This window comes from Vicinamibacterales bacterium, from assembly GCA_036012125.1.
Classification (GTDB): Bacteria; Acidobacteriota; Vicinamibacteria; order Vicinamibacterales; family UBA823; genus UBA11600.
Genome location: DASCOS010000002.1, coordinates 67,941 through 82,952 on the forward strand (window position 1 = coordinate 67,941; position 15,012 = coordinate 82,952).

Genomic DNA, 15,012 nt, shown 5'->3' on the forward strand with positions numbered 1-15,012 from the left:
ATCTATGCCCTTAAGATTTACACGGATTGAATGGTTGCTTCTCCTCTTGACCCTTATCTGGGGTAGCAACTTCAGCGTCGTTAAAACCGCGATCGAAGAGTTTCCGCCTCTCCCGTTCAATGCTCTCCGGATGGCGCTCGCGTCGGCGATCTTCTTGGGCCTGCTGGCTAGTTCGTCCGCTTCTCGCCCGTGTCGCCGCGATTGGCCTGTCATCATCACCCTGGGTCTTGTAGGGCATTTTCTTTACCAGGTCTGCTTCATGGAGGGTATTTCCCGCACGAGCGTGGCCAATAGTTCACTGATTCTTGGGACAATACCTATTGCTGTTGCCATCCTGATGTGGTGTGGCGGCCGTGAATCTCTCTCGACGACGCACTGGCTCGGAATTGGGCTCTCTCTGGTCGGTGTCTACCTGGTTGTTGGTCAAGGCACTCGAATCAATAGTGCATCCTTGACTGGTGACCTCCTGATGATGGCTGCGGTTTGGTGTTGGGCGGCTTACACGGTCAGCGCTCAATCGATACTTAAAAGGTATTCGCCGTTGACGGTTACGACTTGGTCCATGGCGGTTGGCACCGCATTGTTCGTTCCTTTAGGGCTCCCTGGACTGTTCGTGCTCAATTGGCGTGATATCAGCTTCGGAGCGTGGGCCGGCCTTGTGTATTCTGCGATCTTTGCGTTGTGTGTTTCATACCTCATTTGGTACACGGCAGTTCAGCGTATCGGAAGCGCCCGCACCTCCATCTACTCCAATATGGTACCAGTGGTTGCGATGATCGTGGCTGCAGTGTGGTTGCGGGAGTCGATTAGCACCATGCAGATTGGTGGTGCGGTCAGTATTTTCGCCGGGGTTGCGCTTACTAAGGTCAGGCCGCCGCACGGGTGCTGATAATCCGCGCGAACGATACTCAAACGGGTTGTATTGCGGGATTTCGTGGATCAGTAATTGACAACGTCCTGAATCGCCCGAACGATGTCGGCTGCTTGTGGGAGCACGACTTCTTCAAAGACCGGATTGTAGCCAACGGGGCAGTCGAGTGCCGCGACCCGCTTAACTGGAGCATCCAAGGAATCAAATAGCTCGTCCGCCATACGAGCGACCAACTCGGCGCCGAAGCCGCATGTCAGCTGGTCCTCATGGGCCACGACCACGCGGTTTGTTTGGGCAACTGCCTCGGCGATCCCTTCCCAGTCGTATGGCATGATGGTTCTAAGGTCGAGCACCGACACCGCAATTCCCAATTTCTCAGCTTGCTGAGCGGCAGCGAGCGATCGTTGAACCAAAGCACCCCATGTGATGATCACAACATCGCTCCCCGAACGACGGAGTACGGATTGACCAAACGGCACCATGTGATCAACACCTGGGTAGGCTGCCTTATTGTAGGTCTGTCGGTATAAATGCTTGTGTTCGAGAAATAGTACGGGGTCATCGCACCGGATCGCTGTTCGCAATAAGCCACAGGCATCTGCGGCGTTGGAGGGATACGCGATTCGGAGGCCTGGAAAGTGCGCAAAAATACCCTCACCAGACTGACTGTGATAGATCGAACCACCGCGGAGATAGCCACCAATTGGCACCCGGACGACCATCGGACAGGAGTAAGTGTTATTGGAGCGGTAGCGCAACATCGCCACCTCGTTGCGCAATTGCATTGTTGCTGACCAGATGTAGTCGAAGAACTGAATCTCCACCACGGGCTTAATGCCTCGGATGGCCATGCCCATGGCTCGGCCGACGATGTTGGCCTCAGCCAGTGGTGAGTTGAAGACGCGCTCAGCACCGAATGTTCGTTGCAAGCTTTCTGTGACCTTGAACACTCCGCCCTTGCCCCGCACCTCCGATAGCGTTTCGGGGTGGCTGCTGTCAGCTACGTCTTGACCAAACACCACCATCCGGGAATTCCGAGCCATTTCGTCTTTGAGTGTCTGATTGATAGCCGAGACCATCGTCTTGGGCTCGCCTGACGGCTTTTCCGAGACGTCGAAAGTCTTAGAACAAGGGTCGACATCCGGGGAGTAGATGTAACGTGTGACTGTTTCCGAGACCGGCGAGGGCGCCTTGATCGCACCGTCTGTAGCCGCGGCAATCTCGTCTTCAACTTCACTGTCCAATGCATTTAGTTGATTGTTGGTGGCGACGCTGTTGGCCAGGCAGAACTCTCGAAAGCGTACCAACGGGTCTCGGACTGTCTCGCTATCTCGCTCAGCCTGTGTTTTGTAAACACGTTCGTCGTCAGAGTGCGAGTGTGAATAGGGACGGGTGGTATGCGCATGCACCAGTGCTGGCCCCCGGTGCGCTCGAACGTGGTCCACCGCGTCTTGCGCTGCCCTCCAGCTATCCAGCAGATCAGTACCGTCGGCGCGTGCGATCCGCAGTGAAGGAAAAGATTCAAGGAGTTTCGAAATACTTCCTCCAGGTGTCTGAATGTCAACCGGCACAGAAATCGCGTAACCGTTATCCTGGACTAAAAAGACAACTGGTAACTGCTGCGTGCACGCGGTGTTAAGCGATTCCCAGAATTCCCCCTCGCTTGTCGCACCGTCACCCAACGACACTAGAATCACCTCGTCGGCATGTGCCGACGGCTCTCGTCCATCACGGGTGCCAAGTGTTCGATTGAGCACGCCGCCTTCGGCACACCCGACGCCATGAAGGCACTGCGTGCCGGTCGCGCTCGACGGCGATACGATGTGAAGTAGACGGTCGCTCCAGTGCGAAGGCATCTGCCGACCACCTGAGGACGGATCATCCGACGATCCAACGCTACCTAAGAGCATCTCGGTCGGTGTAACACCGAGTGTCAAACAAAGAGCCCTGTCGCGATAGTACGGAAAAATCCAGTCGTAGCCGGGCCGGAGTGAAAAACCGATGGCGACTTGAATGGCCTCATGGCCAGCGGCACTGATCTGAAAGTAGGCGATACTTTGGTTCTTGAGTTGAATCTCCTTGTCGTCCAAGCGTCTCGACAATCGCATCGTGCGGTAGGCGCGAAGTAGTTGCTCTTGAGAAAGTTCAACGGTCTCGCGCCGGGGTGGGGTTGCTGCAGTGCGAGTCGAACTAGACGGAGTTTGCCCTTTAAAGCTCATTGACTATTTAGACCCGTTGAGACAGACCGTTTTTGGGGCCCGGAATCGCCTGACGACACCCACTGTCTGAGGCCATCTTCAGGCTGAACCGCGACATTATAGCACCGGATTCCGCTGATCAAATCTCGAGATTAACGAATGTAAATAGCTTAAAATGAGTGAGTTATGGTTATGACTACAAGGAGTGTCATCCAGTGAGTAGGGCCAGAGTGCATTGCTGGGATGACATTGCTCCGGAGAAAGTAACAGAGATGATGTCGCGCAAAATCGTTACTGGTGAACGCTCGCTGGTCGCGCAGGTTTATCTCAAGAAGGGCGCTCTCGTGCCGATGCACGCACATCCGAGCGAACAGTTAACTTATGTGCTAGAGGGTAGCCTTCGGATGATGGTGGCGGGGGAGGAGTCGATCGTGCGAGCGGGAGAGATCATTCACATCCCGTCGGACGTGTCGCACCAAGCTGAAGCGTTGGTTGACACGTTGGAACTCGACCTGTTCAGTCCGGTGCGGGAAGACTGGCTGGCGGCTGACTCTTCTCCGGGTCGCTGATTCAACTCTAGACCTCCATTAGTGAATTCGACGATCCCAGTCATCCTGACGTCCACCCGGGTGGACGCCGAACCGACTGCGCAGCCGGCGCATTTTCCACTTAATATACTGATACTTGATCTCGCCGATGAAACCACTTATCCCACCTTTTAAATACAAGTATCCAACTACTAAGCCGCCCAGGTGTGACGTGTGAGAAGTACCGCCACCCGTGTTGCCCACGTACAGAAAAGAGATCGCACCCAAAATCATGACGAAGTACTTTAATCGAATCGGGAACAGAAAATATACGAAGATGAGACGGTCGGGATAGTTGAGCGCTGACGCAAGCAATAAGCCATAGATCGCGCCGGATGCTCCGATTGTAGTACTCCCAGGGTGAACGAACGCAATCGATGGGAGGGCGGCGACGAGTGTTGTTACTGCAGCACCTAATCCCGTGATGAAGTAGTACTTGAGAAATCTTTCACTACCCCACAGCCGCTCCAGTTCAACACCGAACATCCAGAGCACCAGCATGTTGAAGAATATATGGGAGAGACCTGCGTGCAAGAATAGGTAGGTGATTGGCTGCCACAGCCAGAAATACTCGAAAACGGCAACAGGCGTAAGACCAAAGAAAGTGACTAAATCTGGGGCCAGAGTGGTCATGACGAACGCCACAACGTTCGCCCAGATGATTACCTTGATGGCGGGCGATATGCCTCCAGGCCCGAAGGAGTAGCTACTTGGCGCGTAACGGTATCGATACATCATCGGGGTGTTCCTGGAGTAGTGTCGACGCGTGCCTTGTGGGTCGGAGCCATCGTACCATAGGCCACACGCGTTACTTAGATACGGGTCTAGCGGGCATTGAGTCGGGTGAGAAGCCAACGACGCACATCGTCGAATTCCTCGATTCTTAACGCTCGTGCCGCAGTGGCCAATACGATGAGGCCAGCACTAATTGCAGTGCCGAGGCGGGTCGCCTGATGCCAGACCCCTAGTCCCGGCCATGTAGTTGCCAACCATTGTTCCGTTCCGAATGCTGCCCAGGCCATTAATGCAGAGGCCACACTAATCTTAACGAATGCCATCGCGATCCGAGGGCCCTCCAATCCACCGAGCCGGCGCTGCAGCAGGTAGAGTAGGGCTGCAGCGTTCACAAGGGCGGCGATAGCAGTACCGAGTGCGAGACCGCGATACCCCATTAGACGGATGAGCAATAAATTTAACGCAACGTTGAGGACTACCGAGCCCACACTGATGAGGGCAGGTGTTCGGCTGTCCCGAAGTGCGAAGAAACTCGGAACGGCAATTTTAACCGTTGAGTAACCAAGAAGGCCTGGCGCATAGCACATCAAAGCGGCGGCGGTGGCTGTAGTATCAGCGGGTGTGAAGCTACCGCGTTCAAAGATGAGGGCGACAATTGGTGACGCCAGAGTAACTAAGCCGAGCGTCGCGGGAACGTTCAGCATGAACATTAATCGCAGGCCGTTCGAGATCGTTTGCCGCATCTCTTCAGGGTTCTCACGCGCTGCTTGTCTGGAAAGGGTCGGCAGGGCGGCGGTCGCGATAGATACACCGAACAATCCGATCGGTAGGTACATCAGTCGAAAGGCATAGCTGAGCCAGGACACAGCACCTGTTCCTTCGCCAGTCGCGAGTATCGTATTGACGAGCAAGTTGATCTGTACAGCGGCTAGGCCAAGGATGCCAGGGCCCATCAGTCGCAGAATCTCTCTAAGGCCAGGGTCCCGTAGGTTGAGTATCGGGCGGTAGCGATACCCGGCGTGGTGCAGGGCGGGCCACTGGAGGACGACTTGGCCAACACCGCCGATTAAAGCTCCGATGGCCATGCCCGCAATCGGCGGAAGTCCCACGCTTGGCATCAGCGGGACCAGCGCAAACCCGCTGGCAATCATGGCGAGATTGAACATGGCGGGGGATAACGCAGGTGTGAAGAATCGCTGCAATGAGTTCAGCATGCCCATAAACGCGGCAGCGATAGCCACGAGACTGAGGAAGGGCAGCATGATGCGTGTGAGTGTCGTCGCAAGTTCGAGTTTGCCAGGCACTTCATTGAAGTGTCCGGCAAACAACATAACGAGCGGCGCGGCAAAAATGATACCGATCGTGACGAGGAGTCCGGTCACTATCAGCAGTGCGTTAATTAACTGATTGCCGAGTTGCCAAGCCTGGGTGCGACCCTCCGCGGTAAGTCGTTTTGTGAAGGTGGGTACGAAGGCCGCACTCATGGCACCCTCGGCGAAGAGGTCACGCATCAAGTTTGGAATACGGAAACCGACGTAAAAGGCGTCCATCGCGTTGCCAGCACCGAACAGGTAAGCTAGGACCTGGTCGCGGATAAGGCCAAGCAGTCGGCTGGTCATTGTTGCAGCACTGATCACGCCAGCCGAGCGGAGTAGCCCACTCGATGATGGTGTTTCAGGGACTGGCGCGTCGGCCGGCGGGGGAGGCTGTAAGTCGGGCATTAACTGTATGTCAGCCTAACATACGGCCTTAGCCGGTAGTTCGTCTGTCGGTTGAGCGGACCGAGGTGATCACTAGGAAAACCTTGGTTAATGCGGAGTGGGGAGGTATGGGTTCGACTCGCGAGCTGCCATTTGTCGGGGTTGCGTCGGTCCGCTTCAGTTCCTTGCGATCACCGCTGGGCCAGATTTTCTTTGTCATGTCAGGACGCGGACTCTGTAATGTCACCATTGGAGCCCGTCGACATGCTGAGTACCGAAGATACATGGAACGGCACTCGACCGAGGTCTGGCGTGACGATGAAGGCCTCCGTGACGTGTACGATGAATTTGTTGCTTACCTCAGCGGTCGTAGTCAGACATTTGTGGTGCCCACGGACCTCCGAGGTGTTACACCGTTCGTTGGGCAGGTGTTGCGTAAGGTTCAGGCGGTGACATTCGGGACCGTGACGAGTTACGGGTCGGTCGCTCGACAGCTAGGTCACCCCCGAGCCGGACGGGCAGTCGGAACTGCGTTGGGCAGAAACCCTGTGCCGATCGTTATTCCGTGCCACCGCGTTCTTCGCTCGACCGGCGAGGTCGGCGGGTATGCCTTCGGCAGTACGGTTAAGCGGGCCCTACTCGGCATCGAGGGCTATCGAACGCGTTAGCGTCACTGAGCCAGTTTTTGCTTGACGAGTGCTCCGATGGTCGAACCGTCGACAACCTGGCCGGCGAATTGGGCCATCACCTGTTTCATCACCCGTCCCATGTCCCGCGGCGAAGTGGCCCCCGTCTCAGTGATGGCGGTGTCGATGATCCGTTCGATCGCTGCCTCGTCGACCGGTGGCGGGAGAAATGGTTGAAGCGCCTCCAACTCAGCCTGCTCTTGGGTGACTAGTTCGGTCCTCCCCGCCTGCTCGAACTGTGCGATGGAATCCTGCCGTTGCTTTGCCAGGGTCGCAACCACCTTTTGAGCATCCACGTCTGTGAGTTCCTGACCGAGTTCAATGCGACGGTTGACCAGTGCGGTCTTCAACATGCGCAAGGAACCTAGTGTCGTTTTGTCCCGACTGCGCATGGCAGCTGTCATTGCTTCGTTGACACGTGCCAAGAGGTCCATAACGTTGACGTGCCTGGGGTCAGGTCACCCTTTCTGAAAATGTGCGATCACACGGGTCAGAATTTCGGTAAGTTGAACCTTTGGTTCATAACCGATGAATTTTTGGAGCTTAGTGATGTCGGGGACGCGCCTCGGCATATCTTCGAAGCCTGCTCCGTAAGCTTGGTCGTAGGGAACCTTGACGATCTCCGACTGACTGCCTGTCATTTCTTTGATTTTTTCAGCCAGTCCGAGGATGGAGATTTCCTGTCCGTTGCCGACGTTGAATACCTCCCCGACAGCCTTTGGCTCGTCGACGAGACGCATCAACGCGTCCACGACGTCACCGACGTAGGTGAAACTTCGCGATTGCGACCCGTCGCCGAACACAGTGATTGGCTGTCCTGCCAATGCCTGCTTCACGAAATTCGGCACCACCATGCCGTATTGGCCTGTCTGACGGGGTCCCACAGTGTTGAAGAGTCGCACGACGATGACTGGAAGCTTCTTCTCTTTCCAGTATGCGAGTGCAAGGAATTCGTCGAGGGCTTTACTACATGCGTAGGCCCAACGGTGTTTCCAAGTGGCACCAAGCCTGAGGTCGGCGTCTTCTCTGAACGGGATCTCCGTTGACTTACCGTAAACTTCTGAAGTTGAGGCAACAATGACAAGTTTCTTTTTCTGACTGTTCTTATTGGCCTGAGTCAGCACAACTTCCGTACCATGTACATTGGTCTCGATCGTGTGGACCGGACGTTCCACGATCAACTTGACTCCGACCGCAGCTGCTAGGTGGAACACAACGTCACAACGATTGGTTTGTTCGGCTAAGAGGTCTTCATTGGTGACTGAGTCGATTACGTATTGAAAGCCGCGCCGGTTCTTTAAGTGCTCAATGTTCTCCATTGAGCCTGTGGAAAGATCGTCAACCACTTCTACTTCATGGCCGGCGTCCAGAAGCGCTTCGGCAAGGTGAGACCCGATGAATCCGGCACCGCCAGTGATCAGGGCGCGCATAGCGGGATCGTATCACGTGGCGAAACGGAACGTGATGACGTCACCATCCCGTACGACGTAAGTCTTTCCTTCGAGGCGCACGAGGCCGTGTTCCCGACACGAAGCGAGTGAACCGTGCTCGATAAGATCGGTATAGGCTACGACCTCAGCGCGGATAAATCCTCGTGAAATGTCCGAGTGAATTTCCCTGGCGGCATCCTGGGCCACCGTGCCTCGTGGCAGTGTCCACGCCCGGCATTCATCTTCGCCTACGGTAAAGAAGGAAATGTAACCAAGAAGTTCGTAACTCGCCCGGATGATTCGATCTAGTCCAGATTCTGCGAGTCCGAGATCTGCTGAAAAAGCCTCCGCGCTCTCTTTATCGAGCTGCCCAATCTCAAGCTCGATTTTGGCGCACACGGCCACGGCTTTGGCGTCTGCCTCGCGAAGGACTTCCTGGAGGGAAGGGTCGGTTTCCTCTAATCCGCTCGGTAAATCAGATTCATCCAGATTGTTAATGACGAGTAATGGCTTAGCTGAGAGAAACTGGAAACCTCGAAGAAGCTTCGAGGCTTGTGGTTCCAGTGCCATTCGTCGTAACGGCGTTCCGGCCTCCAGTGTTGCCTGACACTTCGTTAGAACGGCCTGTTCGGCCTCTAGGTCATCGCTCTTATGCTTCTTTAGGTCTCGGTGCAGCCGCTCGATACGACGCTCAGCGACTCCGAGGTCAGCCAGAATCAGTTCTTCCTCCATGGTGCGTGTATCCCGCACTGGGTTGATACTGCCGGAGGTGTGGGGCACCCGTTCGTCGCGGAATGCACGGACGATGTGGAGGAGTGCGTCGGCGTCTCTGAACGCTGCAATGTCCACAAGTGACTGGGTCGTGGCGTGGCCGACCATTTCGGCCAACTCCACAGTTGCTGGAACGCGTTGCTGCGGCCGAAAGAGTTCAACCAAACGGTCTAGCCTTGGCTCAGGTACCTTGGCGATACCGACGTGTGCTTCGGCGCGCCTAGTTCCGTCGCGCGCTTCTTCCGCGCTAGTCATCAGACGGAATAGCGTTGTCTTACCGACAGCAGGGAATCCGATCAGGGCTGCTCTTAACATCGAAAATTTAACGAAAGCTCCTATTTCCCGTATGTTTTAACGGGAGAAAAATCTTGCAGACAGGCCAGGCGATGGTAACACGAAGGCGCCCAGCCAAACATTCCAACACCACAGCATATTGTGGCCTAAGTTGCTGCTGCTCTATATTTTAGGCATTGACAGGTTACGATGGTTTTCTTACGATTGCTGTGGATTTAAGTGGAGTTTTATGGAGTTTTTAGGTGATTAGAGGAAACCTGTCTGCAAAAATAGACGACAAGGGCAGACTGAAAATTCCGTCTGCCTTTCGTGTCTCGATAGAGAAGCGACACGGAAGCGCTCTGTTTATTACCAGCGTGACCGGCGAGTCGGTTCGTGTATATCCAATGCCGGTCTGGGAAGCCATTGAGGCCAAGTTAGCGAAGGTGCCAAACGCCCACCCGTCACGGCTCAGGTTTCTCGATCGCGTCAACTATTTTGGACAGTTTGCCGAATTCGACAAGCAGGGACGCGTTTCACTCCAAGCGCGGTTACGTGAAGCCGCTTCCATGACCGGTGAGGTCGACGTCTTAGGACAGTATGACTATCTCGAGATATGGAACCACAACCGCTTCGTTGCCAAGCTAGAGCGTGACCCGTATACGGACGACGACGCACGAGCCCTGGCGGAGTTTGGAATCTGATGGCCAACCCACATCACATGCCGGTGTTGACAGCGGAGACCATGGGCTATCTGGTGCCCGAATCCGGTGGGGTGTTTGTTGATTGTACCGTTGGAGCTGGGGGCCATGCTCGAGCGCTCATGGAGAGCGGCGCGACGAGGCTCCTTGGTTTCGATCGCGATCCTCAAGCACTTGTACATGCGGCCGAGGCGCTAGCGGCTTGGCGCGATCAAGTTCAACTGCTCCACGCGGATTTTCGAGACTTGGCATCAGTGCTTGACGACCGAGGCGTCGCCACTATCGATGGTGCCGTGGCTGATCTCGGTGTGTCGTCTATGCAATTGGATGGTGTGGAACGGGGTTTCAGCTTTCGGCGGGACGAGCCGCTTGACATGCGCATGGATCAGTCGACCGGTGCCACCGCCGCGGATCTCATTCGGGACATCTCCGAGCAGGATCTCGCGGATTTAATTTTTAAATTTGGAGAAGAACGACATTCTCGCCGGATCGCACGCGCCATCGTAGATACCCGCCGTAAGACACCCGTGCGCACCACAGGTCAGTTAGCAGCGATTGTACGGCGAGCAATGCCCAAGCGAGGCTGGCAACGGATCGACCCCGCGACCCGCACGTTTCAGGCCATTCGCATCTGGGTCAACCAGGAGCTCGATGGCCTCGAAAGGGCGCTCGAGGTGATCTGTAGACGACTTCGTGGTGGCGCGAGGGTGGTTATCATCACGTTCCATTCACTTGAAGATCGCATCGTTAAACACACGTTGCGCGCACTCGCCCGAGGACAAGAAGCCATTGTCCGAATCTTGACGAAGCACCCGCTTGTCGCAGACCTCGACGAGCGCGACCGGAATCCCAGAGCGCGGAGTGCCAAACTGAGAGCGGCGGAGCGGATTGCATGAGGAAACGTCAAATCGATTACGCGGTGAAGAAACGCGTCCGGAATCAGGTCATCCGTGAAGTTGACCCAATCCGACAGCGCGAATTTCGGCAGTCGCTGGGAGTTGGGATTCTGCTGGTTGCGGTGATCCTGTTTGCCGCCTGGCAACACCACGAGTTGCGGCAACACGGATACCAGATGGCGGGAATCGAAGAAGAACTAAAGAAAGTGCAGGAGGAAAATCAACGGCGACGGCTGGAGGTTGAGGGCCTTCGAGCACTGGAACGGATTTATACGATTGCGACCGAAGAGTTGGGTTTAGAAGTTCCTGCCGCGCAAGCGGTTGTGCACATCGAACGTATCACCCCGGCGCAACCAGCGGGCGACACCGTCGTGGCTCGCGGCACCGCAATGGGACAGCGCGACAATTAGAGGAGGTAAGTGGCTACACCCTCAGGACCGAAGAAGCGGCGACGGCGGGCGCCCCGTGAGCCCGGTGGCCTGTTTGCCTACTTCGATGCGCCGGAGGCACGCTTGGCAGACGCCCCAGCCGTTCAGTGGCGCCAGACGATACGCCGGCGAATCATCGTTGTGGTCGCCTTTCTAACGCTGTGGGCCGTTGGTATCGAGACCAGATTAGTTAACTTGCAAGTGTGGCAGCACGACTTCCTGAAGGGGCGCGCCGATTATCAGCGGGACCGAATGAGGGACGTGCTTGGCCGACGAGGCGACATTCTCGACCGCAACGGTGAGATCCTCGCGACTAGTTCCCAGGGTCATACGGTTTATGTGGCCGCAAGCGAAATCGACAAACCTCCTGAGGAGTTCGCTAAAGAACTCTGCGCTGTCGAGCTGAGCGGCTGTGACAACATTTCTCACCTCATTGAACGTTTACGCAAGGGAGTATTCACTTACGTCGAACGAAAGACGGTTTCGGAAGAAGAGGTGGCGGCAGTCAGGGCGCTAGAACTGCGAGGGGTCGGATTTGAAAGGGAGCCTCTACGGCAGTATCCGAACGATCAATTGCTCGCGCACGTCTTGGGTTGGGTCGGTACCGACAACATAGGTATAGAGGGTGTTGAAGCTACCTACGACGGGATCGTTCGAGGACGAGATGGCCAAACCCTCGACATGGTTGATGTGCGTGGGCGTGTCTTCAATTGGCAGCTGGAGCGTCCCTCCATGCCTGGCATCACGCTCGAACTAACGATCGACAAGCACCTCCAGTACATTGCGGAGCGCGAATTGCGCGCCGCGGTTAACGAGCACAAAGCGGAGGGTGGCACGGTCATCATTCTCGAATCCTCCACCGGCGACGTGCTAGCGCTCGCCAACGAACCTACCTTTGACCTGAATAAGAAAAAATTGGCGCCGGAAAAGGATCATCGGCGCAATCGCGCCACGCAAGATATTTACGAGCCGGGGTCAATATTCAAGCTGGTGCCTATTGCCGCGGCACTGGAGCAAGAGGTCGTTCAGTTGGACGACCAGTTCGATGTTAGTACTGGGAGTATCAGTCGCGATAATTGGGGTGGGCACAAAATTGATGACTACACTCGTTACGACGGCAGCCTGTCGGTTGTGGATATCGTCGTCAAATCGAGTAACGTCGGTGCTGTCCAGATCGCCGAGCACCTTAGGCCGGACACGCTCTACGAATACGCGAAGCGATTTGGCTTCGGCCAGAGGGTGTCAACCGAGACCTCTGGTTTCATCCCTGGCGAGGGGGATGATGGACCCGAGAAGTGGACAGTCCCGACAGAGTTTCCTGGCGAAAGTGTTGGCTTACTGCATCCCCCTAAGGACTGGAAACCCGTTAACATCGCCTCGTTCTCCATCGGCTATTACCTCAGTGCGACTCCGCTCCAGCTAGTGACCGCGGTCAACGCCATTGCTAATGGTGGCGTGCTCGTTCGACCCCGGCTGGTGCGAGCGACCCGGCAAAACGGTGACCGGGTCGAGTTGTTACCTCACTCGACCCAGCGGGCCGTCACTCCCACAACCGCCCTGATGCTGACGAACATCATGGAGGAAGTTGTCAAGCGAGGGACCGGAAGAAACGCTGCAATTCCTGGCTACACCGTGGCCGGAAAGACGGGAACCGCCAGGAAATACATTGGTGGGGCATACTCCGCGACGGAGCACAGAGCATCGTTTATTGGGTTTGTCCCGTCCCGCGACCCGGTTTTCACGATCTTGGTCCTGGTCGATTCTCCCGGCGTGGCGACAGACACGGGAGGGGCAGTCGCAGCTCCGGTCTTTAGGCGCATTACCGAAATTGCCCTTCGGGACAGCAGTGTCTCTCCTACAACGGAGCCCATTTCTCGAATCTTCGCCAAGCGCCGAGGTGATTCCTTGCCGGTCGTGCCGACCACGCCGTTGCCAGCTCCCGCATACGCCTCGGTCGCGGCTGTCGACTCTGAGTCACTAAGAATGCCCGACTTGTCAGGCATGGGTCTACGTAGAGCAACACGAACGCTTACGCAGCTAGGCCTATTTGTGAAGGTGCAGGGCGACGGGGTCGTCGTTGCTCAGTGGCCTAGTGCGGGTAGTGCTATCGAACGTGGTGAGGAAGGCGTGCTTCAGGGGACACGGCAGATGAGGGCCGTGGAATCCAGCAAGTCGCACCCATGACCCTAGGTGAACTGCTCTCACGGACGAGCACGCTGCTGGGGGAGGAGTTGACGACTGAGGACGGCCACGGAGATGTTCTAGCGCGCCCCGTTACATCGATCGCGTACAACTCAAAGCAAATGTCACCTGGAGCCGTGTTCGTCGGGCTTCGTGGACAGCGATCTGATGGAACGACGTTCGCGGGTGAGGCCGAACAGCAGGGTGCGGTGTGCATCGTTTCAGCTTCACCGGTGACCCCGGGTATCAACCTGCCGTGGGTGCGCGTACAGGACGCCAGACAGGCGCTGGCGGGACTGTCCGTTGAGTTCTTTGGGCATCCGAGCCAGGAGCTCTCGGTCATCGGCATCACCGGCACTAACGGGAAGACGACCACCGCGTGCCTGATTCAAAGCATTTTTGAATCGGCAGGTGTGCAGTGCGGCCGCATGGGGACGATCGGTCACCAGTTCGGCTCGACTCACCAGGTAGCATCACTGACCACACCTGAAGCGAGCGAAATTCAGCAGATGCTCAGGGAGATGATTGAAAACAGTATCGGTGCGTGTGCTCTGGAGGTGTCATCACACGCACTCGCTCTACACCGGGTAACCCACACCCGCTTTACGACGGCGGTTTTCACCAATCTGACTCGCGACCACTTGGATTTTCACGGAAATATGAATCGCTACTTTGAGGCGAAGCGCAGGTTGTTTGAGTTGCTCCCACATGGGCAGCCGTCGATTCTTAATATCGACGATCCCCGCGGCTCCACCTTGGCGGATTCCGTTGAGCGACCGGTCACCTATGCCCTTCGGAGCGAAGCTGACGTGACCTGCAGTTCAGTTGAGGGGTCTCTAACTGGATTGCGATTCGATGTGCGAACGCCACGAGGTGAAATAAGGGTGCGATCAGCGCTTATCGGACAAGCGAACGTCTACAACATCCTTGCAGCAGTGGCCACGGCTGTGGCGCTCGATGTGTCGTTTAGCGCGATCGAAACGGGCATCGCGGCGGTGACGGCCGTGCCGGGTCGGTTCGAAATTGTGTCGGATGCAACCGATGAAGTCGCGGTAGTGATCGACTTTGCTCACACGGACGACGCACTGAGGTTGCTGTTGGAGTCCGCCCGGCCATTGACGCCAGGAAGATTAATCACCGTGTTCGGATGCGGTGGTGACCGTGACCGCTCCAAGCGTCCCCTTATGGGAGCCGTGGCGGCCCGCTTGAGCGATCTCGTGGTTGTGACCTCGGACAATCCGCGTTCGGAGGATCCGGCAGCGATTATTGAGGACATCGTTGCCGGCATAGAGACGGGGCACGCCGGCCAAAAGGGAGATCGTGCTTCGGTTCGGGACGTAGGAGAGGAAACACCATTTATGACCATTGTCGATCGAGCTGAAGCGATTAGCCACGCTGTTGGGCAGGCGTGCAGAGGTGACGTTGTGATCATTGCGGGTAAGGGTCACGAAACTTATCAGGTTATCGCTGGCGAGACGGTGCCGTTCAACGATGCTGCCGTGGCTCGTGCAGCACTGACGAAGCGGCGGAGTAGTGCGCGCGTGTCGTGAAGGGA

At 56.3% G+C, this 15,012-nt stretch carries 14 protein-coding genes; 8 read left to right on the plus strand and 6 right to left on the minus strand.

Annotated features, from left to right (window positions below; translation table 11 throughout):
• Positions 1-4: 4 nt before the first annotated feature.
• Positions 5-889 (plus strand): DMT family transporter, encoded by an 885-nt coding sequence (locus QGH09_00455; GenBank protein ID HJO16659.1) that lies wholly within the window; start codon positions 5-7, stop codon positions 887-889.
• A 50-nt stretch (positions 890-939) separates the two neighbouring features.
• Here QGH09_00455 and QGH09_00460 read toward each other — a convergent pair whose 3' ends face one another.
• Positions 940-3,090 carry a dehydrogenase E1 component subunit alpha/beta gene (locus QGH09_00460; GenBank protein HJO16660.1) on the minus strand — a complete coding sequence of 717 codons (2,151 nt, stop codon included), beginning with the start codon at positions 3,088-3,090 and terminating at the stop codon, positions 940-942.
• 194 nt (positions 3,091-3,284) lie between these two features.
• Between QGH09_00460 and QGH09_00465 the strand changes: the two genes are divergently transcribed.
• A complete protein-coding gene (locus QGH09_00465; protein HJO16661.1) occupies positions 3,285-3,638 on the plus strand; it encodes a cupin domain-containing protein in 354 nt (117 codons plus the stop codon).
• Positions 3,639-3,656: 18 nt separating this feature from the next.
• Here the strand turns inward: QGH09_00465 and QGH09_00470 are convergent, their stop codons facing one another.
• Positions 3,657-4,394 carry a rhomboid family intramembrane serine protease gene (locus QGH09_00470; protein HJO16662.1) on the minus strand — a complete coding sequence of 246 codons (738 nt, stop codon included), beginning with the start codon at positions 4,392-4,394 and terminating at the stop codon, positions 3,657-3,659.
• 86 nt (positions 4,395-4,480) lie between these two features.
• Positions 4,481-6,112 carry a murein biosynthesis integral membrane protein MurJ gene (gene murJ, locus QGH09_00475; GenBank protein ID HJO16663.1) on the minus strand — a complete coding sequence of 544 codons (1,632 nt, stop codon included), beginning with the start codon at positions 6,110-6,112 and terminating at the stop codon, positions 4,481-4,483.
• 107 nt (positions 6,113-6,219) lie between these two features.
• On the opposite strand from murJ, the gene QGH09_00480 reads away from it, so the two are divergent.
• Positions 6,220-6,759 carry a methylated-DNA--[protein]-cysteine S-methyltransferase gene (locus QGH09_00480; protein ID HJO16664.1) on the plus strand — a complete coding sequence of 180 codons (540 nt, stop codon included), beginning with the start codon at positions 6,220-6,222 and terminating at the stop codon, positions 6,757-6,759.
• A 2-nt stretch (positions 6,760-6,761) separates the two neighbouring features.
• On the opposite strand, the gene QGH09_00485 is transcribed toward QGH09_00480, so the two are convergent.
• Genes QGH09_00485 through ychF form a run of 3 tightly spaced genes read right to left on the minus strand, consistent with a single transcriptional unit; the run spans position 6,762 to position 9,293 of the window.
• On the minus strand, positions 6,762-7,211 hold the full coding sequence (locus tag QGH09_00485) for a GatB/YqeY domain-containing protein (GenBank protein HJO16665.1): 450 nt from the start codon (positions 7,209-7,211) through the stop codon (positions 6,762-6,764).
• A gap of 24 nt (positions 7,212-7,235) precedes the next feature.
• Positions 7,236-8,207 (minus strand): GDP-mannose 4,6-dehydratase, encoded by a 972-nt coding sequence (locus tag QGH09_00490; protein HJO16666.1) that lies wholly within the window; start codon positions 8,205-8,207, stop codon positions 7,236-7,238.
• 12 nt (positions 8,208-8,219) lie between these two features.
• A complete protein-coding gene (gene ychF, locus QGH09_00495) occupies positions 8,220-9,293 on the minus strand; it encodes a redox-regulated ATPase YchF (GenBank protein HJO16667.1) in 1,074 nt (357 codons plus the stop codon).
• A gap of 221 nt (positions 9,294-9,514) precedes the next feature.
• On the opposite strand from ychF, the gene QGH09_00500 reads away from it, so the two are divergent.
• The 5 genes from QGH09_00500 to QGH09_00520 are packed head-to-tail and all read left to right on the plus strand — an operon-like array spanning position 9,515 to position 15,007.
• Positions 9,515-9,955, plus strand: coding sequence for a hypothetical protein (locus QGH09_00500; protein HJO16668.1), 441 nt, complete (start codon positions 9,515-9,517; stop codon positions 9,953-9,955).
• Complete coding sequence (gene rsmH, locus QGH09_00505; GenBank protein ID HJO16669.1) at positions 9,955-10,848, plus strand: 16S rRNA (cytosine(1402)-N(4))-methyltransferase RsmH; 894 nt, start codon at positions 9,955-9,957, stop codon at positions 10,846-10,848. Before QGH09_00500 ends, rsmH begins: the two co-directional genes overlap by 1 nt.
• Positions 10,845-11,258, plus strand: a complete 414-nt coding sequence (locus QGH09_00510; GenBank protein HJO16670.1) for a cell division protein FtsL — start codon at positions 10,845-10,847, stop codon at positions 11,256-11,258. The genes rsmH and QGH09_00510 overlap by 4 nt, the downstream gene beginning before the upstream one ends.
• A 9-nt stretch (positions 11,259-11,267) precedes the next feature.
• Positions 11,268-13,460 (plus strand): penicillin-binding protein, encoded by a 2,193-nt coding sequence (locus tag QGH09_00515; protein ID HJO16671.1) that lies wholly within the window; start codon positions 11,268-11,270, stop codon positions 13,458-13,460.
• Entirely contained in the window at positions 13,457-15,007 is a 1,551-nt protein-coding gene (locus QGH09_00520; GenBank protein HJO16672.1) for a UDP-N-acetylmuramoyl-L-alanyl-D-glutamate--2,6-diaminopimelate ligase, read from the plus strand. Before QGH09_00515 ends, QGH09_00520 begins: the two co-directional genes overlap by 4 nt.
• Positions 15,008-15,012: the final 5 nt, after the last annotated feature.

What these genes read in the sequence shown, in the direction of transcription:
- QGH09_00455 (HJO16659.1), top strand. Translation starts at nt 5, where the DNA reads ATGCCCTTAAGATTTACACGGATTGAATGGTTGCTTCTCCTCTTGACC.
- QGH09_00460 (HJO16660.1), bottom strand. Translation starts at nt 3,090, where the DNA reads ATGAGCTTTAAAGGGCAAACTCCGTCTAGTTCGACTCGCACTGCAGCA.
- QGH09_00470 (HJO16662.1), bottom strand. Translation starts at nt 4,394, where the DNA reads ATGATGTATCGATACCGTTACGCGCCAAGTAGCTACTCCTTCGGGCCT.
- murJ (HJO16663.1), bottom strand. Translation starts at nt 6,112, where the DNA reads ATGCCCGACTTACAGCCTCCCCCGCCGGCCGACGCGCCAGTCCCTGAA.
- QGH09_00480 (HJO16664.1), top strand. Translation starts at nt 6,220, where the DNA reads ATGGGTTCGACTCGCGAGCTGCCATTTGTCGGGGTTGCGTCGGTCCGC.
- QGH09_00485 (HJO16665.1), bottom strand. Translation starts at nt 7,211, where the DNA reads ATGGACCTCTTGGCACGTGTCAACGAAGCAATGACAGCTGCCATGCGC.
- QGH09_00490 (HJO16666.1), bottom strand. Translation starts at nt 8,207, where the DNA reads ATGCGCGCCCTGATCACTGGCGGTGCCGGATTCATCGGGTCTCACCTT.
- ychF (HJO16667.1), bottom strand. Translation starts at nt 9,293, where the DNA reads ATGTTAAGAGCAGCCCTGATCGGATTCCCTGCTGTCGGTAAGACAACG.
- rsmH (HJO16669.1), top strand. Translation starts at nt 9,955, where the DNA reads ATGGCCAACCCACATCACATGCCGGTGTTGACAGCGGAGACCATGGGC.
- QGH09_00510 (HJO16670.1), top strand. Translation starts at nt 10,845, where the DNA reads ATGAGGAAACGTCAAATCGATTACGCGGTGAAGAAACGCGTCCGGAAT.
- QGH09_00520 (HJO16672.1), top strand. Translation starts at nt 13,457, where the DNA reads ATGACCCTAGGTGAACTGCTCTCACGGACGAGCACGCTGCTGGGGGAG.